Below are 23,118 nucleotides of genomic sequence, written 5' to 3'. Positions count from 1 at the left end.
CAGGAGAAGATCATGGAGTTGTTCGGAAGTTATACCTCGCCGTTCGTAAGACATTGCCGTATTGCTTTGCTTGAGACCAAGACAAAGTTCTCATTTACCGAAACGGATTTTGAAACCAGTGCCAAATTAAGCCCGGCGAAGAAGGTTCCTTTTCTTCACCACCAAAACTTACGTTTGCACGACTCTACCAGCATTCTAAAATATGTCCGGGAGAAGGCGGATGAGCGCTTCTTTGCCGATGTAAAAGATTTTGATCAATACTGTCTGGTTAATACGGCGATGGATTCAGCAGTCAATATCTTTTTACTAGAGAGAGAAGGCGTGACAGCGGACAGTGTTAAATATGTTAAGCGCCAGCAGCAGCGTATTGATGACATACTGCAGCTAATGGAAGATAAAGACCATGCGGTGGCTTATGAAGGTCCGCACCCTTTTAGTGACGGCGAACTGAGGCTGGGTTGTTTCTTAAGCTGGGGACTTTTCCGTGAGCGATTTAATCTGGATAAGTATCCGCGACTTCAGGCCTTTGTCGATAAGTTAAACGACTACCCTTACTTCGCGGATACTGATCCGGGTCGTTCTTAAATATCCTTAATAGCACGGCTGCGTTCGGGTATTTCCTCGTTTAGCAGCCGGTCATTTTGCGAATAATCCACGGGCACATCAATAAGGTGCACACCGGGCTTGTTAAGGCAGTCTTTTAACAGCGGTATCAGGTTTTCGGTTTTATCCAAACGGTACCCGTTAGCGCCGTAAGACTCAGCATATTTCACAAAATCCGGATTGCCGAAATCTAAGCCGTAATCGCTCAGTTTCATATGCTGCTGCTTCCACTTGATCATGCCATAGCCACTATCGTTTAAGATAACGACAACAATATCCAGCCCCATGCGTACCGCGGTTTCAAGCTCCTGAGAGTTCATCATAAAACCGCCGTCACCGCATATTGCCATGACTTTCTTTTCCGGATTAACCAGTTTGGCTGCCATTGCAGAGGGTAATCCCGCTCCCATGGAAGCAAGAGCATTATCTAGCAGTACAGTGTTTGGTTGTCTTGCGGGATAGTTACGGGCAAACCAAATTTTGTAGATGCCGTTATCCAGTGCAATGACGCCGTCATCTGGCATCGCTTCACGCACATCTTCAACAAGACGTTGAGGTAAGACCGGAAAGCTACCGTCGTGAGCGCCTTCATCAGTATGGTCGCGCATGTGATCGCGAACCTTCAGAATAAAATCGAAATCCCAGTGACTTTGCGGTTCAATCCCCTCTTTTAACTGCCAGATACTGTTGCCAATATCACCGATCATGCTGGCATGAGGAAAGTAAACTGAGTCAACCTGAGCACCCTGAAAATTAATGTGTACAACTTTACGGTTATCGTTGTCGCCGGTTTTCATCATAAAGGGCGGCTTTTCAACTACGTCGTGACCGACATTAAGAATCAGGTCAGATTTTTCGATGGCGCGGTGTGGGTAATCGCCATCGGAAACCGCCGCATTACCAAGCCAGCGTGGGTGATCTTCGTTTATAACACCCTTACCCATTTGTGTGGTAATAAAAGGAATACCGGTTTTATCGACAAACTCACGCAGCATTTTGGCTGTAATTTTCCGGTTAGCGGCAGCACCTATAAGCAGTAACGGATGTTTGGCTTCACGCAGTAACTCCAATATGCGACGAACCGATTTGTGCTCGGTTATGGGACGGCGCGAGTGGCTTGGTTCAATCGGCAGAGTGTTCACATCTTCGCGACTAATATCGTCGGATAGCTCCAGATGAGAAGCGCCGGGGCGCTCGTCCTCTGCCCGGCGGAATGCTTCACGTATGTGCGCCGGAATACTGCTGGCACTGACAATAGCCTGCGTGTATTTGGTAATGGGCGTCATCATGTCCACTACATCAATGATCTGGAACTGACCCTGATGACGCTCTTTTATGGGCTTCTGACCGGTAATAACCACCATAGGCATAGCGCCGAGTTGCGCGTAGGCGACGGGAGTAACCAAGTTGGTTGCTCCCGGACCTAAGGTGGAAAGACACACTCCGGGTTTGCCGGTCAGGCGGCCATAAGTGGCGGCCATAAAACCTGCACCCTGCTCGTGGCGGGTTAAAATGAGCTCAATACTGGATTTTGAGAGGGACTCAAGTAAGTCCAGGTTCTCTTCGCCGGGAATGCCGAAAATGTACTTCACACCCTCGTTTTCAAGTGCTTTTACGAATAAATCGGATGCTTTCACTTCGCTTTCTCCTTGCGTTAAAGAATATTTTTCTAGTTAGGCCTACGTAAAGCATAGGAGAGATGATCAAAAAAATCCGTAACCAGAGTCAACTGATTACGGATTTTACAGTTTTTAAACCTGAGTTTTAGAACGAGTAACTGACTTTCGAGTAAACAAAGCGACCACGAGGGTTGTGAACGCTTGATGCGTACCCGTAAAGATCATCGTTAAATGCTTCTGGGGGTTCTTCGTCGAGTAGGTTAGTTGCACCTATAGTTAAACGAAGCTCTGACGTTACATCGTAATAAGCTTGTAAATCGACAAGCAGCTGCTTATCAACGGTACGAGCTTTACTCGCTTCAACTTCAGCTGGTGCTTGATAATCTTCAAACTCGCCAATGTAGTTCAGATTCAAATTAACGCCTAACGCATCACGAGACCACTCCGCACGAGCAGTCCAGCGATGTTCTGGATACTCGTATTCACCGGCGTAATCAATGCCGTCTTTTTCAAACTTACTCATATAAGACCAATCAAGCCCTAAGCGAACATCGCCAATGTCTTGTAGTTCCCAATTATAGTTAGCCGAAAAATCGACCCCCGCAGCTTCTTGGCTGGAAAGGTTAACATAGGTATTGTAAAGGGTTGCTAACTCACCCAGCTCATCACCTGGTAATGGGTCGCGACGCTCACAGATTTCACTGTCTTGGTCATTACAATGTTCCGCGTAGACGTTCTCAAAGTCGTTTTGAACAATTTTGTTATCTTGTTCAATTGACCAGTAATCGGCAGAGAGGTCAAAAGCGTCACTAACCTGCCAAACACCACCGATGTTGTAGTTCGAAGACTCTTCTGGCTCTAATCCTTCAGACCCTGAGAAAACAATAGTGTAGTCAAGTGGTACGCAGCTTTCTTGATCTGCTTCACAACGATAGGTATCAGTGAAGAAAGTTGATACTTGTGACGGACCAAGGCCGATTTGCGCCAGTGAAGGAGCACGGAAACCTTCACCATATGATGCACGTAAAGTTACGTCTTCAGTTGGACGCCACTGTAATTTAAACTGTGGGTTAAAAGTTGAGCCGAAGTCGCTGTAGTCGTCGTAACGTCCAGCAACAGTTGCTTCTAATTGATCAGTAATTGGGATTAGGAACTCGACATATGCAGCCCACTGGTCGCGCTCGGCCTCCGCTTGTACAGACTCAGTACCAAAAATTAAACCGCGCTGGAACTGATCATCAGGCTGGTCGAAAACGTCTTCTTCACGGTACTCGAGGCCAGCTGCCATGGATACCCAACGTTCACCCAATTGGAAAGCTTCGCCCGCGATACTGGCGTCAATGGCGGTCAAGTGTGACTTACCACGGCGCACAAGTGATGTAGTAATATCGTTAATTACATCAGGATCATTGACTGTACCACCAAACGGATTGTAGTTACCTTCGTTAATTTCTTCTTGTAAGAAATCGGTACGCACCCAACCTTGCTCACGTGAACCGGTTTGCATACCTTCACTACGCCCTTTCTGGTAGGAAACATCCCAGTTCCAGCCGCCTAAGTTCCCTCTTAGTCCAGCAATAAAGCGCAGAGTGTCAGACTCGACGTCCCAAATACGGGGACCTGCATCAACTGTTCTAAAAAAGTTAATATCAACACGCTCACCCCAGGGGTTATTAGGGTGGTCGGCTGGCACATAAAGTCCGGCATCGGCATCAAGAGGCGTTGGTGCGCCGCCTGCTTTCGAACGGTTGTGCTGAGCTGCGATTTCAATATAGCCTTCTACGTCTCTTGAAAACTCTTTTCGAGATTGAACAATGGCACCCACGCGTTCAGCTTCCGGAAAAATTTGAGCATAAGGCCCGTAATCGAAAACACAGCGTGTTCCAACTAGTGAGTCTGAAGGGCAGTCCGGATCTGCTCGCTCCTCACCGTCTACAATAAAGCTTCCGGGGAAACCTCGCGATGAACGGAAATCGTTACCGCCCCACGGGCTTTGATTTGCCGTACCATTCCGACCAAACTCTGCACCTGTTATTGAGGTGTTTTTCCAGTAGTCCAGAATCATCGTGGTGTTACTGTCGTCGTCGCCAGTGCCCCAAACCAAACTCATACTGGTCTCTTCGTAGTTAACATCACCGGTTGTTCCACCGTGACTGGCGGTTAATTCTGTACCAACAAAGTCATCTCTTAAAATGATGTTAACGACACCAGCAACGGCGTCTGACCCGTATATTGCTGAAGCCCCATCTTTTAGAATATCAATTCGTTCAATGGCGGCTACCGGAATTGAGTTGATATCAACAAAGGAGTTGGCTACACCTTCAGCAAATGAGGACACAGCGACTCGGCGCCCGTTTAGCAGAACCAGTGTTGAGTCCGCACCAAAGCCACGCAAGCTGATAGCAGCTGCACCGTTAGCAGTGGTGTCCTGACTGTTTCCCTGGGTTGAGAAGGTTCCGACACCTGCCGATGGTAAGCGCTCTAATAACTGCTGTAGGTTGTTAAAACCTGAAGCTTCAATGCTTTCTCTGTCAATTACCTCTACCGGAGAAGCGCCTTCCATATCGGTTCGTGAAATTCGTGAGCCAGTAACCTGAATGCGCTCAAGAGCGTCATCGTTTGCTTCACTGCTTCCTTGTTGCGCAAAGCTGGGAGGTGCGGTAAAAGCTGCGCCTATAGCTAATGCACAAAGAGAATATTTAAAATTTGTTTTCATTCTTGTTCTCCCTGGGATTTTTTTATTTATTTGTGTGCAAAATGAACAGTGCACAATCGTTTATTACATTCTTATAACACTTGGTCAAGTGTATTAACTGTAAATACCGGGGATTTAAACAAGACATATTCGACTTTAGTCGAAACTGAAATTTTAAGGGGTTCTGGTGGGTTAAAAATAAAAAACCCGCAACTCAAGCGAGTCGCGGGTTCTTGGTGTTCTTATCGACGAATCGATTAAGAGTTTTCATCACCAGTCAGCTCTTCTAAGCGGCCACGAAGTTCTTCGTCGTTTTGTGCTTGCTGAATAATCATGTTGTACTCTTGCGGAGTCAGGCCTGCGTCTTCAACGGCTCCAATCATTTCTTGCTGCGCAGACTGTTGAATCTCGCGAGCTTCTTCCTGGTTTTCAGCTTCCTGGAACTGGTCACGATATTTTTCAGTAACGCCCTGAACGTCTTCCATAGCGGTTACAAACTTAACCAGCATGCCTTCAGTAATTTCCTGAGTTTGCTGCTGTTGCTGTGCCATTGGATCTTGAGCTTGCTGCTGTTGAGCCATTGCTGCAGTGCTACCCAGTGCGAATACAGTTGCTAATGCGATAATTGTCTTTTGCATGATAATCTCCTAAATGAATTTATCAGTTTTAATTACGCCCTAACTAAAGCGAAGACTGTGCCAACTTTTCAAGTATTTGATTTTTAATATCTTTTTTATATTGAGAGTTTGCGCACAGAAAAACCGCTGAAAAATGTGTATCCTTAGTACACAGTCAAAGGAGGCAGTGTGACAAAAAGATACAGTTGGCCATTATCCAGCCTGCAGCGGCGGCTCTTAATGTATGTCGTTGTGCCTATGCTATTGATTTCCGGCGTTGCAATAAGTGTTGGCTTACAGGTCGCCTCTGATGAGGCTAATGAGCGACTAAAAAGTGACCTGGAGTTGCTGGGCCGAGCCATTAGCTTACCTATTAGTGACGCGTTGTTGAATAACGATCTGGCAACAGTGCAGGCTAATCTGGACTCGGTGTTCAATATCGGTCGGGTTTACGGCGCATCGGTTTATAACGTGTATGGTCAGCAGGTAGCAGAAGCGGGCATTACTGAAACCGATTTAAGCAACAGTCAGCTGGCGCTGCAAACGGTCCAGACAGGAATAAAGCAGGACGACTACCGACGGGTTGAGGGGCGCGATGTCTTCTCCCAGTTCCTGCCTATTGTTGACCGTGGTGGTCGCATTATTGGTTTATTACAGATAAACCGTCGTGCCAGTGACTTTGATGAATCTTTTGAAACGCTGAGTCAATACGCCTGGCTCAGTTGGGCGGCATTCGGCTTAATTACTATTGCCGTGTTGGTGTTTGGTCATTATCGCGGTGTTGGTCGGCACGTGGTTGCACTTAAAGACGCGATGCTGCGGGTAGCTGAAGGGAATCGCAGTACACGGGTTACACCGGCTGGCCCGTCAGAATTGCAGGAGGTTGCGCAGGGCTTCAACCGTATGCTTGATAGTATCACTGAGGCTGAGCAAGAACTGGAGCAGCGTCGGGAGCACGAGGCCTCTCTGCAACAGGCATTACGAGAGCAGGAAAAAATGGCGGCTATTGGTAGCGTCGCCAGTGGTGTTGCGCATGAATTAGGCGCTCCGCTTACCGTTATTGACGGACGCGCCAGCCGATTATTACGCAACCATAAAGATGAAGACAGTCAGCGCCAGTTAAAAGCGGTAAGAGGCCAGGTGCAGCGGTTAACCGGGCTGGTCAATCAATTGCTGGCGTTTTCCCGCACGCCGGTGCAGCAGCGCGAAGCCATTTCTTTACGTGACCTGATAGCAACAGCCATGACCAGCATAGAGTTTGAGCAGGATAAAGGGTCGGCCAAAGTGGTCATTAAGGAGCTTGTCGACGTTATTTTGAAAGTGGATATCAAGCGACTGGAACTGGCGTTGGTGAATGTTCTTCGCAATGGTTTGCAGGCCGCTGAATCGGAAGTTTTAGTGGCAGCTGAGTTTGCAGATGAAGGCGTTATTATCACCATTGATGACGACGGTGAAGGGTTGCCCGAGTCGATGAAAAATAAGGCCTTGCAGCCTTTTGAAACCAATAAACCTCAGGGTAAAGGCACCGGACTTGGTTTAACCATCGTTAAACACGTATTGAATGATCATAATGGGGAATTGTCGTTAACCAATAACCCTAATGGTGGCTGTCGGGTCACCTTAAGTTTACCTGCGCAATGCCTTCGGCAAGCAGTTATCAAAGGAGGTAGTGAATGACCGCAGCAAAAGCGATGATAGGCGTCATTGAGGATGATCCGGCTCTGCAGGAGCTATTGGTTGAAGAGCTGGAGGCCGAAGGCTATAAAGTTACGGCCTGGGGAAGTGTTGAAGCCTTTAAAAAATCGATAACGCCATTGGATTTGGTTATCAGCGACATTCGCTTACCGGGGCTGTCGGGCCTGTCTTTACTGGAAAGTTTAAAAAATGAAGATAACTCGCCTGCGCTATTATTGATTACCGCTTTTGGTACGGTTGATCAGGCGGTTGATGCCCTAAAACAAGGAGCCGATGACTTTCTAACCAAGCCGCTGGATGTTGAGCATTTATTGCTTAGCGTAAAACGGATCTTAGAGCATCGGTCACTGCAGCGGGAGCTTAAACGGTATCGTCAGCAACAAAAAGGCCCCGGGGGCTTAGTCGGTCAAAGCCCGTCAATGCGAAAACTGTATGACCAGATAGAGCGCATTGCTCCGGCAGACGGCAGCGTGTTAATTACCGGTGAAAGCGGTACCGGTAAAGAGTTGGTGGCTAAGGCACTGCATCAGTTAAGTGACCGTGCTGAGCAGAGTTTTCAGGCAGTGAACTGTGCAGGCATTCCGGCCGATTTAATGGAAAGTGAATTCTTTGGTCATGCAGCCGGCGCGTTTACCGGTGCTCAGAAAAAACGCCAGGGTCTGCTTAAGCAGGCCGACGGGGGCACTTTGTTATTGGACGAAATTGGCGAAATGCCAATGGCGTTGCAGGCCAAACTGCTACGTGTTTTGCAGGAGGGTACGATTCGCGCCGTGGGCAGCGACGAAGAAGAAACAGTGAATGTCCGGATCCTGGCTGCAACCCATCAGGACTTAGAAAAACAGGTAGAGGACGGGCGTTTTCGACAGGATTTATTTTATCGTCTGGAAACCTTTAGCTTACGAGTGCCACCGTTGCGCGAGCGTGGTGAGGACATAGAGCGCTTAGCTAATTACTTTCTACAGCAGTTGCAAAAAAACAGTGATAAAACGGTTCGCAGTATTTCTCCGGCTGCACTGGAGCAACTTTATCGCTACCGTTTTCCCGGCAACGTACGTGAACTACAAAATGCTATTGAACGTGCTTTTACCTTTTCCAGAGACGATAAAATAGCCGTCGAAGATTTACCGCAAAGGATCCTGGATAGTGAGCATGAATCCGAAGTGGATTATGGCACCGAGTGGCCGACTCTGGATGAGTATCAAAATCAGTACATTCGTAAGGTACTGTCTCATGCCGAGGGGAACAAATCTAAAGCCGCAGAAATTCTCGGAGTCACAAGGCGTACCTTATACCGCTGGCTGGAACAGCATGGCGAGTGATCAAACGCGCGTTTTATCACGTAGTCTATACTAAGTTTTGAATCATCTAACGGGAGTACTAAGTGAAAGTATTAATGGTATTAACCTCACACGATAAACTCGGTGACACAGACCATAAAACGGGTTTCTGGGTAGAAGAGTTTGCGGCACCGTACTATGTTCTTACTGATTCAGGTGTGGAAGTGACTCTGGCATCGCCTAAGGGTGGCAAGCCACCGATTGATCCAAACAGCACAACGCCGGATGCACAGACCGAAGCAACTGAGCGCTTTGACAAAGACAAAACGGCGCAGCAAAAACTAGAAACAACCTGCAAACTGGACGAAGTTGACCCGGAAGGTTTTGACGCAATTTTCTATCCGGGTGGTCACGGACCTTTATGGGATTTAACCAACGACGAGCACTCCATTAAGCTCATTGAGCACTTTTGGAGCCGAGACAAGCCTGTTTCTGCTGTTTGCCACGCGCCCGCGGCGTTACTAAATGCTAAAACGCCATGTGGTGATCCTATCGTCCAGGGTCGTACAGTTACTGGCTTTAGTAACAGTGAAGAAGCTGCTGTTGAGCTTACCGACGTGGTCCCGTTCTTGCTGGAAGACGAGTTAACCGCCAAAGGCGGCCATTATCGTAAGGTGGACGATTGGCAGGCATATGCAGTACAGGACGGTATGTTGATTACCGGTCAGAACCCTGCTTCATCGGAGCAGACCGCACAGCGCCTGCTCGATGTGTTAAGGAAAAGTCTGTAAAGACAGCTTAAAAGCGTCGGCGCCAGCTAATGCCGACGCTGGCCTGTCGGCCTACTGCAGGCTCAAAGGAACGTCCACTGCCCTGATTAACCACAACCGCTCCTACGTAGTCTTTGTCGGTAATGTTATCAACCCTTGCCCATACATCCAGCTCGCTCTTAGCCCATTGCCAATCGCGGCTTACGGCGATATCCCAGGTCGTGTAAGACGGCGCAAAGGTATCGTTTGCATCATTCACCGGTGTCTCGTTGCGGTACTGTCCGGCTAACTGAACTAGCCACTGCTCTGTGGGTTGCCAGTTAAGACGTAAATACCCCTGACTCTTTGCTACGCCGGGCAACTGACTTCCCTGCAACGGACCGTTATCAAAGGTTGCATCGATGTAACTGTATGAAAGCAGTAAATCTAACTGTTGCGTTAATGCGCCGTTAATACTGAGTTCAGCACCTTCACGTGAGGTTTCCGACGCGTTGCGGTAGGTTGTGCGACCGTCGTTTGACTGATCTACGAGAATTTCGTCTTCGCTTTCAATACCAAAGAAAGCGAAATGCAGACGCCAGTCGTTATCGAGTTGGTGTTTAACACCCCATTCCCACTGATCATTGGTCGATGGACCCAGTTCGCGGTTCAGACCCGAGCCCTGATTCCGGTATGCCAGCTCGGTCAGTGTCGGCGTTTCAAACCCCTGTCCAATGCTTAGATAAGTCGCTGAGGTAGGCAGAAACTGCCAGGTAACTGAAACTGCTGCCGTGGTCTCGCTAAAGTCGCGGCTGCCGCTGTCATCGGAGTTATCTAGCTCGGTAAAGTAGTCTTCTACCTCATAATTAATATCGCTGTAACGAACGCCGCCTGTTGCTGAAAGCTCTTCTGACAACTGCCACTGAAAACGCAGATACACCGAGGCATTTTCAATCCAGTTAAACTCATTGCGGCGCAAGTCACCTTTTTCACCATTGTCATTCACATAACCAAAGCGGTGATCTTGCTGGCGTTCTAATTGCGCTCCCACGGTTGCCGACCAGTTAACTCCGCGTTGACGCCAGCGCGCATGCGCACCTTCAAACTGACGCGAAACGTCAATTACTGCTCCCGAGCTTGTTGTGTCGTCACCGGCGAACGGCAGAAACTGCTCTATGTCGCGGTCACCCTGCCACAGCGAAAGTAACCCTTCACCATTGTCGCGTTCATGAAACCAGCTAAAAGACCCCTGACGGTGGTGAATATCTTTCCGCGTATTGAAATCAACTGCCCGTTGTACGGTTTGGGTTGGGTCTTCGCGCCAGTCTTCTGGGGTTAGTGCGCTGGGATCCTGCAATAATGGCGCATCGTTATTGTCGTAACGAATAACAAAACGGTTCTGGTCATCCCACTGATGATACCAGCGCACCGCCTGTTGCTGGCGCTCGGCAGAGTTGTGCCTGCGCGGGCCGTCGGTCTGAAAATCTGAGGCTAAAATTTGCAACTGGTTGGTGCTGGTTGCCCATTGGGCATTAACATTGTACCGCTGAGTGTCATTCTCGCTGAACTTTCCACCCCATTCCAGTGCGGTTTCTGTTGGTTTGCGGCTGAACCATTCAACCACACCGCCACCTGAGTTCCCGTAAAGCGTTGCTAATGGGCCGCGTAATACTTCCAGCGAATCAATGCTGTCGAGAAAAATGCTCGAAGTTTGTGCCTGGCCGTCGGGCATAGATAATGGAATGCCGTCGACGTTTAACTGCAAACCCCGCACCCCAAAGGCCGCACGCGAGCCAAAGCCCCGAACCACAAGCCGTGTATCCTGTGCGTAGTTATAACGGTTGTCGGCCTGAATACCAGCCACCCCGGCTAAGGCATCGCCTGCATCAATTTTCATAGAAGGTAAGGTATTTTCCACGCTCACGCGGTCGATACTGGCCGCTGTGGTTAGCCAGGGGGTTTCGCTTTGTGTCGCTGTCACAACAACGGTCTCATCGACATCTGCGGAATGAACAACGAAAGAGGCCGCCAATAAAGGCAGCCCCGTGTAAGTGAGTTTTTTTAATACAGCTGAATACAACATAATTAATCCGCCGGTTTTATTTGAATAATGGCGCCATCAGACTGGTCAGTTAATAAATAGAGGTAACCGTCAGGGCCCTGGTTAATGTCGCGAATGCGAGCTTCAACAGCGTCTTCAAATAAACGCTCTTCATGCATCATGCGACCTTCATACAAGTCCAGGCGAGCAACCAGTGAACTTTTCAAAGCTGCGACAAAGAAATCGCCTTTCCACTCGGGAAACGCATCGCCGGTGTAGAATGTGGCGCCGGCCGTGGCAATAGAGGGCACCCAGTAATAGAAGGGTTGCTCCATACCTTCTTTAACCGCATCTTCGCTGATAATGCCACCGCCGTAATCAACACCATAAGTAATTTCCGGCCAACCGTAGTTTTTTCCGGCTTCAGGAATGTTTACCTCGTCACCGCCCTGAGGACCGTGTTCAACAGTCCACAGTTTGCCCGTTTCAGGATGAATATCGGCACCCTGCACATTACGGTGACCGTACGACCAGATTTCATCCAGAGCGTTGTCATCGTTCACAAAAGGGTTGTCTTCCGGGATGCTGCCATCAGGCCAGATGCGTACTACTTTACCGTGATGGTTATCCAGTGTTTGTGCATCGTCCATGCGTGAATAGCGGTCACCTAAAGTAATGTATAAGTGCCCTTCAGGGGAAAAGACTAACCGAGAACCAAAGTGAGCATTACTCTCATATTTTGGTGCCTGGCGGAAGATGACATCTTTATTAGTAAGCTTTTTATCATTAAGCTTGGCACGCATCACCGCAGTACTGTTACCTTTACCGTCGTCCTGGGCTGCTTCAGAATAGCTAATGTAAACCCAGTTGTTTTCTTCAAAGTTGGGGTCAACGGTTATATCCAGCATGCCGCCCTGACTCTTAGCAACGACTTTCGGGGCGCCACTGATTTTTTCACGGTAACTGCCGTCGGCAGATACCCAATAGATGTCGCCGGAGCGCTCGGTAACTAAGATGCTTTTGTCAGGAAGAAAGGTCATACCCCAGGGGTTAGTAAAGCCGTCAGCCAATGTACTAACGCTCACTTTATGGCGTTCGGTTTCGACATTTTCGGCTGTGGCTGTGACGCTTACTGAAGCTGCCAACATTGCCGTTAAAACAAACTTTGGATTGAACATAGGTCTCTCCTTCTCATTTAATTAATTAGAGTATACGTCATTCCTCAGAATTTTGATGACACAGTGCTTGATCTGTTTGTCGCTTTGACCGTTAATACTCATATCAGTTATTAAAAATGCATTAGGTACCCATGAGCGGCAACGTTTTTAGCACCGACTCCTTACTTGTTTTAGCACAATGGTCAGCCGCCATTTTTGTTTTGGCTATTATTACCCTGGTGATTTCTATCGGCGTTATGTATGTCGTCGATAAAACCCAGAACAAGCACACCATTCGCCATAATTATCCGGTTGTGGGGCGCTTTCGGTATTTATTTGAGCGCATGGGAGAATTCATGCGCCAGTATTTCTTTGCTATGGATCGCGAAGAAATGCCCTTTAACCGGGCGCAACGAAGCTGGGTCTATCGTGCCGCAAAAAATGCGGACCGTAACGTCGCGTTTGGTTCCACCCGCGATTTAAGCCGCACGGGTACCATTATTTTCAGTAACGCTCCTTACCCACCTATGGCTGAGCAGGCGACATCGCCTGAGCCGGTTATTATTGGTCCGTATTGCCAGAAGCCCTACTCACCAGTTTCCTACTTTCATGTGTCCGGAATGAGTTATGGCGCGTTGTCACCGGTTGCGGTTAAGTCATTGTCGCAGGGCGCGGCGAAAGCTGGCTGCTGGCTCAATACCGGTGAGGGCGGTTTATCGCCTTACCATTTGATGGGGCATTGCGATATTGTCTTCCAAATGGGAACCGCGAAGTTTGGGGTACGGGATAAAGAAGGGCGGCTGGATAAAGATCGTCTTGCTGAGCTGGGTCGCCACGATAATGTGAAAATGTTTGAAATAAAGCTGAGTCAGGGCGCTAAACCAGGTAAAGGCGGTATTTTACCGGGCGTAAAAGTGAATAAGGAAATTGCACAAATACGTGGTCTTGTGGAGGGCGAAGACGCTATTAGCCCGAACCGGCACCCGGAAATCAGTAACAATGAAGAGCTGCTCGACTTCATTGAAAAAGTACGCAAAATTACCGGCAAACCCACCGGTTTTAAATTTGTTATGGGTGACCCTTCGTGGATAGACGAACTCATAGACTGCATTTTGACCCGCGGCGAAGAGTCCGCCCCTGATTTTATTACATTGGACAGCGCTGATGGCGGAACCGGAGCGGCACCGCAACCGCTAATGGACTACGTTGGCCTGAAAGTGACTGAGAGCTTGCCTGTGCTTATTGATAAGCTCACCGAAGCAGGGTTGGATGGCCGCGTTCGCGTGGTTGTCTCCGGTAAAATGATAACACCCGCTGATGTTGCTTGGGCTATTGCGATGGGAGCCGATTTTGTCACCTCGGCGCGAGGCTTTATGTTCTCGTTGGGTTGCATTCAGGCTATGCAGTGTAATAAAAACACTTGCCCGACCGGGGTAACTACTGACGATCCTAAGTTAATGAGAGGGCTTGATCCAGAAGATAAATCGGTACGTGTCGCTAACTACCATAAATACATGGAGTATGGCGTCAATATTATTGCGCATTCCTGCGGTGTGACTGACCCGCGTCGGTTGAACCGTCGTCATGCCCGGGTCATTAAACCCGACGGGGAAAGCATTAGTCTGGCCGACCGTTATCCGTTGCCGCCGGCCAGGCGTCGTTAATTTAATTCAGGGTGTTGACCGGCAAAAGCCTGGCAATTTCTTCCGCAACTTTACGGAAAGTTTGTCGGCGGCTGGTGGTCGGGCGGTATACCAGGCCAATATCGCGGGAAGCTTCCTGTCCGCTGGGCTTTAATGAAACAAGGTCGGTATTATCCAAAATCCCCTGATCAATCGCCATTTGTGGAATAAAGGTAGCACCTAAGCGGGCGTCAGCCATTTGTACCAAGCTGTGCAGGCTGGTTGCCGTAAAAGGGTTCATCTTAATAGAGTCGGTTAGTTGGCAGGCTGCGACTGCATGACCGGTCATGCAGTGTTCTTTTTCCAGCAGGAAAATACTGCGGTCAGGTAATTTATCGTAATCAACTGGCTCACCGACGGTTTCTGCCAGCTCTTTATGGACCACTAATTTGAACGGATCACGACCCAGTATCCACTTCTGATTCCCCTGAATATCCATAGGCAGCGCCAGCAAAAGAATATCCAGCTCGCCGTTACGCAGGCGGTGCAGCAAGTTTTGTGTGGTATCTTCAGAAAGTTGCAGCAGCAGTTTAGGGAACTTGCTCTGTAAATTTTTACTGAGCTCACCAATCACAAACGGGGCTATGGTCGGAATAATACCGAGTCTTAACGGCCCTTCCATAATATTGCCCTGCCCCTGAGCGTAATGAAGTAACTCTTCTGAGGAACTGATGATGTCCCGTGCTTTTTCTACAATTTCTTCGCCTAAGGCAGTAAAGAGGAAGGATTTATGGTCGCGCTCAATAAGTTGGCAGTCGAGTTGCTCTTCCAGGTTTTGGATACCACTGCTCAGTGTCGACTGGCTGACATTGCACTCCGCTGCCGCACGATTAAAGTTTTGTTCCTGGTGCAGTGCCAGTAAGTAACTCAGGTTTTTCAGGCTGGGCAATTTACTCATAGGTTATCCGTTGCGTTATCTGTTTAATTGGTATTTCCGATTATCATAATCCGTTTTATTCGTTTTATCCAATCTGTCTCCGTCCGTACACTAGCTCTCGACTCGTTAAGGAACGAATACATTTTAAATCCCAATCAAGGAGACAATTTATGTTAACAGTAGGCGATAAACTACCAGAATTCAGCGTTATTGCGGCAAAACCTAAGTTCAACATGCCGGAAGAGAACGGCGAAAGCGCTTTTGAAACTATCGACAACAACAGCTTTGAAGGTAAGTGGAAAATCATTTTCTTCTACCCAAAAGATTTCACTTTTGTTTGCCCAACTGAAATTGTTGAGTTCGCAAAATTGAACGAAGACTTTGCTGACCGTGACGCCGTTGTTATGGGCGGCAGCACCGATAACGAATTTGTGAAATTGGCATGGCGCCGTGAGCACCCTGACCTTGACCGTCTGAACCAATACTCTTTTGCTGACGACGGTTCTTTGGTTGACGGATTAGGTGCTCGTGACAAAGCTGAAAACGTTGCTTTGCGTGCTACGTTCATTGTTGACCCGCACAACGTTATTCAGCATGTATCAGTAAACAACCTGAACGTGGGCCGTAACCCGGCAGAAATCGTCCGTATTTTAGACGGTTTACAGACTGATGAACTGTGCCCTTGTAACCGTGCACTGGGCGGCGACACGCTTTAATCGGTGTCTATTTCTCAAAAGTAAGCGCTGATGGCAACGCCATCGGCGCCCACTAGGCACTTTTACAGTATTTCAGGAGTTAAGCATGGCAATTGCAGACTACAAACAGTTACTGGGTGATCACAGCAAAGACACCAAACTTAACCTGTCGAGCTTGTTCTCAAACGTTGAGCAGTCAGGTCTAACAAATGACCAGTTCTATGGCACAGCACTTTCACTGGTTTACACCTTGTCGAACGACGAGCTGACTCAGGCAGTGGAAGAAGAAGCCGAAGGCAAAATTGAAGAAAACGTAAAGACTGCCGCAAAAACGGCAGCGTCATTAATGGCAATGAACAACGTTTATTATCGCTTCCTGCATTTATCAAGCGATAAACAGTTTTCTAAGCTTCCTGCGGGACTCCGCATGAACGCAATGGCTAACCCGGGTGTGGATAAAGCCGACTTTGAGTTGTTCTCACTGGCGGTATCGGCACTTAATGGTTGTGGTATGTGCATTGACTCGCACGTGCAAACCTTGCTGAAGCACGAGGTTTCGGCACAAGCAATACAATCGTCAATTAAGTTGGCGGCGGTACTTAATGCAGCCTTAACTGCACGCAAACTGTCGTAAACCCTCTAGGGGCTCCCCTTTGCCCCGTGCAACCTTTGCCCGTACCTTTTGGTGCGGGCTTTTTTTTGCGCTTTTGGCGCTCCTTAGTTTATGTCCTACGCTTAATAATAAATGTAAAGGAGGTGACTATGCTGAGCATTAATGCTGACCGCTTAAAAAAATCCGTGCTGGAGCTATCCAAAATTGGTTATAACGAAACTGATCATGGTATGTACCGCTGGGGTTTTACCGATGCTGATATGGAAGCCCGCCGCTGGATGCTGGAGCAAGCTAAAGCCGAAGGTTTTGAAACCTTTATGGATGGTGCCGGTAATGTGTTTTTTGGTATTGGTGACTACTGCAAAAAACCAGCTATTCTTACCGGTTCACATCTCGATACTGTTCCCGCCGGAGGGATATTCGATGGCGCACTCGGGGTTTTAGCAGGCTTCGAAGTTTTGCGCTCGATCAAAGAAAATGACGTGAAATTAGCGCATCCTGTATGGGTGGTTGGTACAGCCGAAGAAGAAGGTCGATTCGGTGGCATGATGGGGTCTCAGGCTATTGCGGGTGTGCTGAATCCGGACTGGCTTATGTCAGCTCACGATGCCGATAATGTGTATTTAAAGGACGCGATGGCTACCCATGGCATGGACGTTATGGATGCGCTGGACGCTGCATGGCCTCCGGAGCGATTGAAAGCTTTTTATGAACTGCACATTGAACAAGGGCCGGTGCTGTTCCAGAAAGAGATAACCATTGGTGCAGTGGAAGGTATTTCCGGGGTGTTCAAATGGATAGTTCACTTAAAAGGCAAAGCCGACCATGCCGGTACAGCACCAATGAATATGCGCAGTGACGCCTTTATGGGACTGGCAGATTTTGCTCACGAAATTGAGCGCATTATTGCCGAAGATGGCACCGATAAAACGCGCATTACCGTGGGCAAGGTGGACTTGAAACCTGGTAGCCCGCATACCGTGCCGGGTGAAGCGGTGTTTACTATTGTTGGCCGAGACATGAACCTTGATGTAATGAAAGAGCTGGCAGACTCCTGCAACAAGGCATTGTCAGCAATAGCGCGTAAGCATCGGTTGAAGTTTGAATACGAACAAGTGAGCTGGCTGAACCCTCAGGCCTGTTCAGAAAAGCTGACGAAACAAATAGAAGAGAAAGCCAAAGCTCGAAATTACTCGTGTCTGAAAATGCCCAGTGGTGCAGGACACGATGCTCAATTTTTTACAGAGATTACGGAATCCGGGCTAATATTTATCCCGTCTGTAAATGGGGTCAGTCACGCGCCCGATGAGTGGTCGCACTGGCATGACGTGGAAGCTGGTTGTAACATACTTTTAGATTGCATTATTAATTCAGCCCAGTGAGCTGCGCAAACAGTTAAGATCCGTTATACTGTGCGCACCTCGCCGTGACACTATGTGGTATTGCTCATGGAACAAAAAATAACGGTTCAGTCCGCCGATAAAGTCAAAATTCAGCGTCCAGACGGACAGAAACACAACGATAACTACTCCCCTCGCAGCCGCATTTATGTGCGCGATACTAAAGGTGCCATGGAGTATTTTAGACGCGGTTTTGGTTTTTTGCTGCTGGCCGTCTTTGCTCTCATTCCCTGGTTGACTTACCAGGGCGAACAAGCGGTTCTGCTTGATATTATGGAGCAGCGCTTCCGAATTTACGGTTTAACCTTATGGCCGCAGGACTTCACTGTAGTTGCCTGGTTTGCGATTGTGGCAGCCGTTGCGTTATTTTTTGTGACGACGGTTTTTGGTCGGGTCTGGTGCGGGTTTATGTGTCCACAAACCACCTGGACCTTTATTTTTATGTGGTTTGAGAAAAAGTTCGAAGGCCCGCGTAACAAGCGTATTAAGCTGGACGAACGCAAAATGGACTTTGACAAGTTCTGGCGTAAAGCGGGTAAACAAAGTGGTTGGATACTGGTGTCTTTATTAACCGCGATGACCTTTGTGGGTTACTTTACCGACATACGCGAACTGTTCCTGAACTTCTTCACCCTGGACGCCGGTTTCTGGGCAACCTTTAGTGTTCTCTTTTTTGCATTCTGTACCTATGGCAACGCCGGTTATATGCGGGAAATTATGTGTACGCACATGTGTCCTTACGCGCGTTTCCAGTCAGCTATGTTCGATAAAGACACTTACACCGTGTCTTATGATGCTGAACGAGGCGAGCCTCGTGGTCCTCGTTCGCGCAAGGCCGACCCTGCTGAAAAAGGCTTAGGTCACTGCATTGACTGCTATATGTGCGTGCAGGTATGCCCAACCGGTATCGATATCCGAAACGGCCTGCAATATGAATGCATTGACTGTGGTGCCTGTATTGATGCCTGTAATGACGTTATGGATAAAATGAATTATCCAAAAGGACTTATCCGCTTTACTACCGAACGTAACTTAGCGGCTAAAAACAAAAAAGAGAAAACCAATCCGTGGCGGATGAAGAGTATCGGCTACTTTATTATGGTTCTGGTGGTGAGTAGCGTGCTGGTATGGGACGTCGCAACTCGTGTGCCTCTTGAGGTCGATGTATTACGTGATCGTAACCAGCTGTTCAGAGAAAACATTGAAGGACAAATTGAAAACGTCTTTACCTTAAAGCTGGTCAATAAGTCACAACAGGACATGACTTACCGCGTGGAGGTTAAAGGCTTTGACGAGTTCGAGTTAATTGGCGATTCCACAAAACAGGTTTCTGCGGGGGAAGTTGGAACCTTGCCGGTAACGGTAGCAGTTCCACCATCATTGTTAGAAGGTCAGGTCACAGAGTTTTACTTCGTGGTCACAGCGGTTGATAATGCGGATATAACTAATACGCATCAGAGCCGCTTTTTATATGAATGATTCTACAGAGAACGCGTCGGACTTTGCTTTTCAGGGACTGACGCCGGATCTGGTTGTTAATGCCTTAGAAAGTGTCGGTTTGTATCCCGCCTCGGGCTTGCTGGCACTTAACAGCTACGAAAACCGGGTTTATCAGTTTGCTGACGATGATCGCAAACGTTACGTGGCAAAATTCTATCGCCCGCAGCGCTGGCGTACAGAACAAATTAACGAAGAACTTGAGTTTGTTGAGGAACTGGCGCAAGCCGAAGTTCCGGCAGTTTCGGCTCTGGAGCTTCAGGGTAAGCGTCTGCACGAGTTTGAAGGCTATCGTTTTTGTGTGTATTCAAGCATTGGCGGCAGAGCCTTTGAGCCTAACGATCTGGACGAACTGGAGCGGCTGGGACGTCAAATAGGCCGTATGCACGCGGTGGCTCAGGCGGGCAAGTTTAAAGTCCGGGAAACCATTGACTATGAAGGTTTTGTGGAACAGTCCGTGGCCGAGCTACACCAGTCCGCTTTATTACCCGCTGAATTAAAAGACGCCTTTTTTGCCATTCTTGATCCCTTAAGTGAGCGCTTACGTTCTACACCTTTGCAGGACTTCGAGTATCAGCGCCTGCACGGTGACTGCCATATTGGTAATATTCTGCAGTATGAAGAGCAACTGACTTTTGTCGATTTTGATGATTGTCGCTCTGGGCCTGCGATTCAGGACTTATGGATGATGCTGAACGGGTCGCATCAGGAGCAAACCTTACAGATGGATGCCCTGCTGACCGGCTACGAAGATTTCTGCGAATTTGATACGGCGCAATTGATATTAATTGAACCTTTGCGCAGTTTCAGAATCATTCAATATATGGCATGGTTATCACGCCGGTGGCAAGACAGTGCCTTTCAGCGAGCGTTTCCCTGGTTTGCAGAAAGCCGATATTGGGAGCAGCAGATTCTGGCACTGAAAGAACAATTGGCGGGGCTGGATGAAGCGCCGCTGAACCTTGGCTTTAATGGCTAATTTGAATAGATAGTTTTAACAGATAACAGGAAATGATGATGAAAAAGTGGTTAATGGGTTTTGCCGGAGCATTAATGGTCGCAGCGGGTTTTGCTCAGGCTCAGAATTTTGAAGAGGGTGTTCACTACGAAGTGATAGCCGATGAAGCGACCAGTAAACCGGAGATCACCGAGTTCTTTTCGTTTTATTGTGTCCATTGCTACCGCTTTGAACCTATTGCAAAAGAAATGAAGTCAGAATACCCGGATGCCTTTAAAAAGGCGCATGTGTCGTTTCTGGGGCCTCGTAACATGGGTGAAACCATGACTCAGGCTTTTGTGGCTGCGCAAAAACTGAATAAAGAAGAAGAAATTGCTGCGGCTATTTTTGATTACAACTTCAACAAAAACAGCATGCTGACGAGTAAAGAAGACATTCGTAATGTGTTTATTGTAAACGATGTATCCGGCGATGAGTTCGATAAAGCCATGGCGAGCTTCACTGTTCGCGCTGCGGCTTCCAAAATGGATCGTCGGGCAAGTAAATTAGGAGTTAACGCAACACCAAGTTTTATTGTTAATGGTAAATACAAAATGCTGCCACAGGGTTTCCGTGACAGCGACAATTTCCAGGAAGACTTTTCTGACTTAGCTGGTTATCTGCTGGAAAAATAACTCAGTGCCCTGAATTACTTTGAGAATGTGTGCCTTTTCCGCTTTGCTCGGAGAAGGCCTGATTATTGTTCATATACTGGTAATTTTTCAGTTCAAAGTCCGCCATAACACTGTATAAGTACTCCAGAATAGAGCTTTGTATCGCCTCATATTTTGTCCATTCGGTTTCTTTAGCGAACGCATAAATCTCTAATGGTATGCCGGCGGCGGTTGGCTGCATCAGACGTGCCATGTGCAGGAGATCTTCCCTCACCTGCTTGTGATTTTTCAGATAGTTATTAGCAAAGACACGAAATACCGTTAAATTACTAACGGGCTTTTGCAGTTCGTTTTCTCTCAGCCAATCCTCAGTCGATTGATCAAAGTGCTTTTCGGCAATTTCTTTCAGTTCCTCATCGGATAAAATCCGGGAACTGTCCAGGTCAATCATTAATGACCGACGCATGCGGCGTCCACCGGTATTAACCATGCCTTGCCAGTTTTTAAATGATTCGTGAATCAATATATAGGTGGGTAAGAAAACAATGGTTTTATCCCAGTTCTGAACTTTTACGGAAATGAGCCCTACTTCCTGCACGGTGCCATCAACGCCATGGTCGGACAGCTCTATCCAGTCACCAATGGCGACCATACGGTTGGTTGCCAGTTGTACCCCGGCAACAAATCCCATTAAGGTGTCTCTGAAAACCACCATGAGAATGGCTGTCATTGCCCCAAAGCCGCTGAGTAAATACATGGGGGATTTGTTCATAATAATGGCGACGGTAATGATAATGGCCATTAATACCAGAATTAACTTTGCCACCTGTATTACACCGGTAATGGGCACTTCTCTAGCTTTATAAGAGTAGTCGTAGGCAATGGAAACGACGTTCGCTAAAGCCGTGAGAATACTGGTAATAACCCAGGTGAGGTAAACACCAACAACGGTGCGCAGCGGCGACTGCCAACTCTCAAAGTCATCAATAAAAAGAATCGGGATGAAATTGTGAATGACGATAATAGGAGCCAGGTTGGCACAGCGCTTGAAGAAACCACTGTTGACCAAAGAGTTATACCACCGCTCCGGTGCTTTGCTTAACACTCGGTCGATGGCATGATTGATAACCCAGCGCGCGACAACATAGGCAAGGTAACAGCCAATTAAAACCAATAATGAACTAACAATCAGATCAAGCTCTGGTAATTTCCCTTCAATGCCGAGCTTTTCTAGCCATTCTTTTACGAACTCAAAGTTCATTATAAAACTCCCTTATCGGGTGCTGTGAATTTCCTTACGCATTTCGTCAATGGTTTCGTCTTTTTCCTGCCAGCGTTGATTGAGCCATTGCTGGAAATAAGCCCTAAAAGCTTCATCACTGGCATAGTCGCCGATTAAATCATCTGTAATAGGCCGTGTCTTTATATCAACATAGACGTTTTTTAATTTTCCGCTTAGTAAATGCCAGACTACCGGGCGTTTATCGGTTCCCGGATAGACAATGGTAATATCCAAGATGGCCTCAAACTGACCACCCATAATCTGCAAAGAGAAAGCCGTACCGCCTGCCTTAGGTGGCAGCAGGTTGCGAAAAGGGCTCTGTTTTTTCGCGTGCTTTTCCGGGGTAAAGCGCGTGCCTTCACAGAAATTCACCACAGTTGTAGGGATGTGGCGGAATTTCGCGCAAGAACGTGTCGTCGTTGCAATGTCTTTGCCTTTTAAGTGCGGCTTTTTCTCCAGCAACTCTTTTGAGTAGCGTTTCATAAAAGGCATATCCAGTACCCAGCAACCCCAGCCAATAATGGGGATCCACATAAGTTGTGACTTTAAAAAGAAGCGCGGCATAGGCATGTGGCGACGAGTCAAATGCATTAGCACCAGCACATCGACCCAGCTACGATGGTTAGCCATAACCATGTACCAGCCTTTTTCGTGGATATCGAGGTCACCTTTAATGTGCCATTCCATGCGTTGAGTCAGCTGAAACATCAGCGACATGCAGTATGCCCAGATTCGGAATAAAGCGTTTCCCAAAAAAGAACAAATGCGCTGAGGTCTTTTAAAAGGCAGTAACACTTTAAAAATACCAATACTAATAATCGAAACACCAATAATAGCGGTGGTGATTAATCCCCATGAAAAGTTAATAATGACTCTGAAGGGAATGAGTATTGATGTCAGCATGCTGCCCTATCCTAATTAGAAACAATGAGATAAATAATAACTGAAGCCAGTAATGATGTCTGTTGGTAACGAGTAAAAATTAATGGTACTGTATATATGTACAGT

At 47.7% G+C, this 23,118-nt stretch carries 19 protein-coding genes; 11 read left to right on the top strand and 8 right to left on the bottom strand.

The window, feature by feature from the left end; all coding sequences use genetic code 11:
- Positions 1–12: 12 nt before the first annotated feature.
- Positions 13–585 carry a glutathione S-transferase family protein gene (locus tag U0358_RS00140; RefSeq protein ID WP_322406588.1) on the top strand — a complete coding sequence of 191 codons (573 nt, stop codon included), beginning with the start codon at positions 13–15 and terminating at the stop codon, positions 583–585.
- Here the strand turns inward: U0358_RS00140 and U0358_RS00135 are convergent.
- From U0358_RS00135 to U0358_RS00125, 3 genes are all read right to left on the bottom strand, one after another.
- Positions 582–2,240, bottom strand: a complete 1,659-nt coding sequence (locus U0358_RS00135) for an acetolactate synthase large subunit (RefSeq protein WP_322406587.1) — start codon at positions 2,238–2,240, stop codon at positions 582–584. The genes U0358_RS00140 and U0358_RS00135 overlap by 4 nt on opposite strands.
- A gap of 127 nt (positions 2,241–2,367) precedes the next feature.
- A complete protein-coding gene (locus U0358_RS00130) occupies positions 2,368–4,938 on the bottom strand; it encodes a TonB-dependent receptor (RefSeq protein ID WP_322406586.1) in 2,571 nt (856 codons plus the stop codon).
- Positions 4,939–5,174: 236 nt separating this feature from the next.
- Complete coding sequence (locus U0358_RS00125) at positions 5,175–5,555, bottom strand: DUF4168 domain-containing protein (RefSeq protein ID WP_322406585.1); 381 nt, start codon at positions 5,553–5,555, stop codon at positions 5,175–5,177.
- A gap of 168 nt (positions 5,556–5,723) precedes the next feature.
- Here U0358_RS00125 and U0358_RS00120 point away from each other — a divergent pair, with 168 nt between their 5' ends.
- From U0358_RS00120 to U0358_RS00110, 3 genes are all read left to right on the top strand, one after another.
- A complete protein-coding gene (locus U0358_RS00120) occupies positions 5,724–7,211 on the top strand; it encodes a sensor histidine kinase (RefSeq protein WP_317498430.1) in 1,488 nt (495 codons plus the stop codon).
- On the top strand, positions 7,208–8,548 hold the full coding sequence (locus U0358_RS00115; protein ID WP_322406584.1) for a sigma-54-dependent transcriptional regulator: 1,341 nt from the start codon (positions 7,208–7,210) through the stop codon (positions 8,546–8,548). The genes U0358_RS00120 and U0358_RS00115 overlap by 4 nt, the downstream gene beginning before the upstream one ends.
- Positions 8,549–8,610: 62 nt before the next feature.
- A complete protein-coding gene (locus tag U0358_RS00110; protein WP_322406583.1) occupies positions 8,611–9,297 on the top strand; it encodes a type 1 glutamine amidotransferase domain-containing protein in 687 nt (228 codons plus the stop codon).
- Positions 9,298–9,304: 7 nt separating this feature from the next.
- On the opposite strand, the gene U0358_RS00105 is transcribed toward U0358_RS00110, so the two are convergent.
- Together U0358_RS00105 and U0358_RS00100 are read right to left on the bottom strand one after the other, a co-directional pair.
- The gene (locus U0358_RS00105) at positions 9,305–11,338 is read right to left on the bottom strand and encodes a TonB-dependent receptor family protein (protein WP_322406582.1); all 2,034 of its coding nucleotides are present in this window, start codon (positions 11,336–11,338) and stop codon (positions 9,305–9,307) included.
- A gap of 2 nt (positions 11,339–11,340) precedes the next feature.
- Entirely contained in the window at positions 11,341–12,474 is a 1,134-nt protein-coding gene (locus U0358_RS00100) for a PQQ-dependent sugar dehydrogenase (RefSeq protein WP_322406581.1), read from the bottom strand.
- A 131-nt stretch (positions 12,475–12,605) separates the two neighbouring features.
- On the opposite strand from U0358_RS00100, the gene U0358_RS00095 reads away from it, so the two are divergent.
- On the top strand, positions 12,606–14,117 hold the full coding sequence (locus tag U0358_RS00095; RefSeq protein ID WP_322406580.1) for an FMN-binding glutamate synthase family protein: 1,512 nt from the start codon (positions 12,606–12,608) through the stop codon (positions 14,115–14,117).
- Between the two features lies 1 nt (position 14,118).
- On the opposite strand, the gene U0358_RS00090 is transcribed toward U0358_RS00095, so the two are convergent.
- Positions 14,119–15,033: a hydrogen peroxide-inducible genes activator gene (locus tag U0358_RS00090; RefSeq protein ID WP_317498436.1), complete on the bottom strand. Its 915-nt coding sequence runs from the start codon at positions 15,031–15,033 to the stop codon at positions 14,119–14,121.
- A 149-nt stretch (positions 15,034–15,182) separates the two neighbouring features.
- On the opposite strand from U0358_RS00090, the gene U0358_RS00085 reads away from it, so the two are divergent.
- The 6 genes from U0358_RS00085 to U0358_RS00060 all read left to right on the top strand — a co-directional run bounded on the left by U0358_RS00085 (position 15,183) and on the right by U0358_RS00060 (position 20,849).
- Positions 15,183–15,728 (top strand): peroxiredoxin, encoded by a 546-nt coding sequence (locus tag U0358_RS00085; RefSeq protein ID WP_317498437.1) that lies wholly within the window; start codon positions 15,183–15,185, stop codon positions 15,726–15,728.
- An 85-nt stretch (positions 15,729–15,813) separates the two neighbouring features.
- Positions 15,814–16,341, top strand: coding sequence for a carboxymuconolactone decarboxylase family protein (locus U0358_RS00080; RefSeq protein ID WP_317498438.1), 528 nt, complete (start codon positions 15,814–15,816; stop codon positions 16,339–16,341).
- A gap of 128 nt (positions 16,342–16,469) precedes the next feature.
- Entirely contained in the window at positions 16,470–17,702 is a 1,233-nt protein-coding gene (locus U0358_RS00075; protein WP_317498439.1) for a Zn-dependent hydrolase, read from the top strand.
- A gap of 66 nt (positions 17,703–17,768) precedes the next feature.
- Positions 17,769–19,199 carry a cytochrome c oxidase accessory protein CcoG gene (gene ccoG, locus U0358_RS00070; protein ID WP_317498440.1) on the top strand — a complete coding sequence of 477 codons (1,431 nt, stop codon included), beginning with the start codon at positions 17,769–17,771 and terminating at the stop codon, positions 19,197–19,199.
- Complete coding sequence (locus U0358_RS00065) at positions 19,192–20,196, top strand: serine/threonine protein kinase (protein ID WP_322406579.1); 1,005 nt, start codon at positions 19,192–19,194, stop codon at positions 20,194–20,196. The genes ccoG and U0358_RS00065 overlap by 8 nt, the downstream gene beginning before the upstream one ends.
- Before the next feature lie 38 nt (positions 20,197–20,234).
- A complete protein-coding gene (locus U0358_RS00060) occupies positions 20,235–20,849 on the top strand; it encodes a thiol:disulfide interchange protein DsbA/DsbL (protein ID WP_322406578.1) in 615 nt (204 codons plus the stop codon).
- Position 20,850: 1 nt separating this feature from the next.
- On the opposite strand, the gene U0358_RS00055 is transcribed toward U0358_RS00060, so the two are convergent.
- Both U0358_RS00055 and U0358_RS00050 read right to left on the bottom strand, forming a co-directional pair.
- Positions 20,851–22,089, bottom strand: a complete 1,239-nt coding sequence (locus U0358_RS00055; RefSeq protein WP_317498443.1) for a mechanosensitive ion channel family protein — start codon at positions 22,087–22,089, stop codon at positions 20,851–20,853.
- Between the two features lie 12 nt (positions 22,090–22,101).
- Positions 22,102–23,013 (bottom strand): 1-acylglycerol-3-phosphate O-acyltransferase, YihG family, encoded by a 912-nt coding sequence (locus tag U0358_RS00050; protein WP_317498444.1) that lies wholly within the window; start codon positions 23,011–23,013, stop codon positions 22,102–22,104.
- Positions 23,014–23,118 lie beyond the last annotated feature (105 nt).

Source organism: Idiomarina sp. PL1-037 (assembly GCF_034422975.1).
In the GTDB taxonomy this organism is placed as follows: domain Bacteria; phylum Pseudomonadota; class Gammaproteobacteria; order Enterobacterales; family Alteromonadaceae; genus Idiomarina.
The sequence above is the reverse complement of the archived record's forward strand: the minus strand, read 5'-3'. Positions and strand labels throughout refer to the sequence as shown.

Excerpts from the sequence above, each read along its gene's own strand:
- U0358_RS00140 (WP_322406588.1), top strand. The coding sequence starts at position 13 with ATGGAGTTGTTCGGAAGTTATACCTCGCCGTTCGTAAGACATTGCCGT.
- U0358_RS00130 (WP_322406586.1), bottom strand. The coding sequence starts at position 4,938 with ATGAAAACAAATTTTAAATATTCTCTTTGTGCATTAGCTATAGGCGCA.
- U0358_RS00125 (WP_322406585.1), bottom strand. The coding sequence starts at position 5,555 with ATGCAAAAGACAATTATCGCATTAGCAACTGTATTCGCACTGGGTAGC.
- U0358_RS00115 (WP_322406584.1), top strand. The coding sequence starts at position 7,208 with ATGACCGCAGCAAAAGCGATGATAGGCGTCATTGAGGATGATCCGGCT.
- U0358_RS00105 (WP_322406582.1), bottom strand. The coding sequence starts at position 11,338 with ATGTTGTATTCAGCTGTATTAAAAAAACTCACTTACACGGGGCTGCCT.
- U0358_RS00100 (WP_322406581.1), bottom strand. The coding sequence starts at position 12,474 with ATGTTCAATCCAAAGTTTGTTTTAACGGCAATGTTGGCAGCTTCAGTA.
- U0358_RS00095 (WP_322406580.1), top strand. The coding sequence starts at position 12,606 with ATGAGCGGCAACGTTTTTAGCACCGACTCCTTACTTGTTTTAGCACAA.
- U0358_RS00090 (WP_317498436.1), bottom strand. The coding sequence starts at position 15,033 with ATGAGTAAATTGCCCAGCCTGAAAAACCTGAGTTACTTACTGGCACTG.
- U0358_RS00085 (WP_317498437.1), top strand. The coding sequence starts at position 15,183 with ATGTTAACAGTAGGCGATAAACTACCAGAATTCAGCGTTATTGCGGCA.
- U0358_RS00080 (WP_317498438.1), top strand. The coding sequence starts at position 15,814 with ATGGCAATTGCAGACTACAAACAGTTACTGGGTGATCACAGCAAAGAC.
- U0358_RS00075 (WP_317498439.1), top strand. The coding sequence starts at position 16,470 with ATGCTGAGCATTAATGCTGACCGCTTAAAAAAATCCGTGCTGGAGCTA.
- ccoG (WP_317498440.1), top strand. The coding sequence starts at position 17,769 with ATGGAACAAAAAATAACGGTTCAGTCCGCCGATAAAGTCAAAATTCAG.
- U0358_RS00065 (WP_322406579.1), top strand. The coding sequence starts at position 19,192 with ATGAATGATTCTACAGAGAACGCGTCGGACTTTGCTTTTCAGGGACTG.
- U0358_RS00060 (WP_322406578.1), top strand. The coding sequence starts at position 20,235 with ATGAAAAAGTGGTTAATGGGTTTTGCCGGAGCATTAATGGTCGCAGCG.
- U0358_RS00055 (WP_317498443.1), bottom strand. The coding sequence starts at position 22,089 with ATGAACTTTGAGTTCGTAAAAGAATGGCTAGAAAAGCTCGGCATTGAA.
- U0358_RS00050 (WP_317498444.1), bottom strand. The coding sequence starts at position 23,013 with ATGCTGACATCAATACTCATTCCCTTCAGAGTCATTATTAACTTTTCA.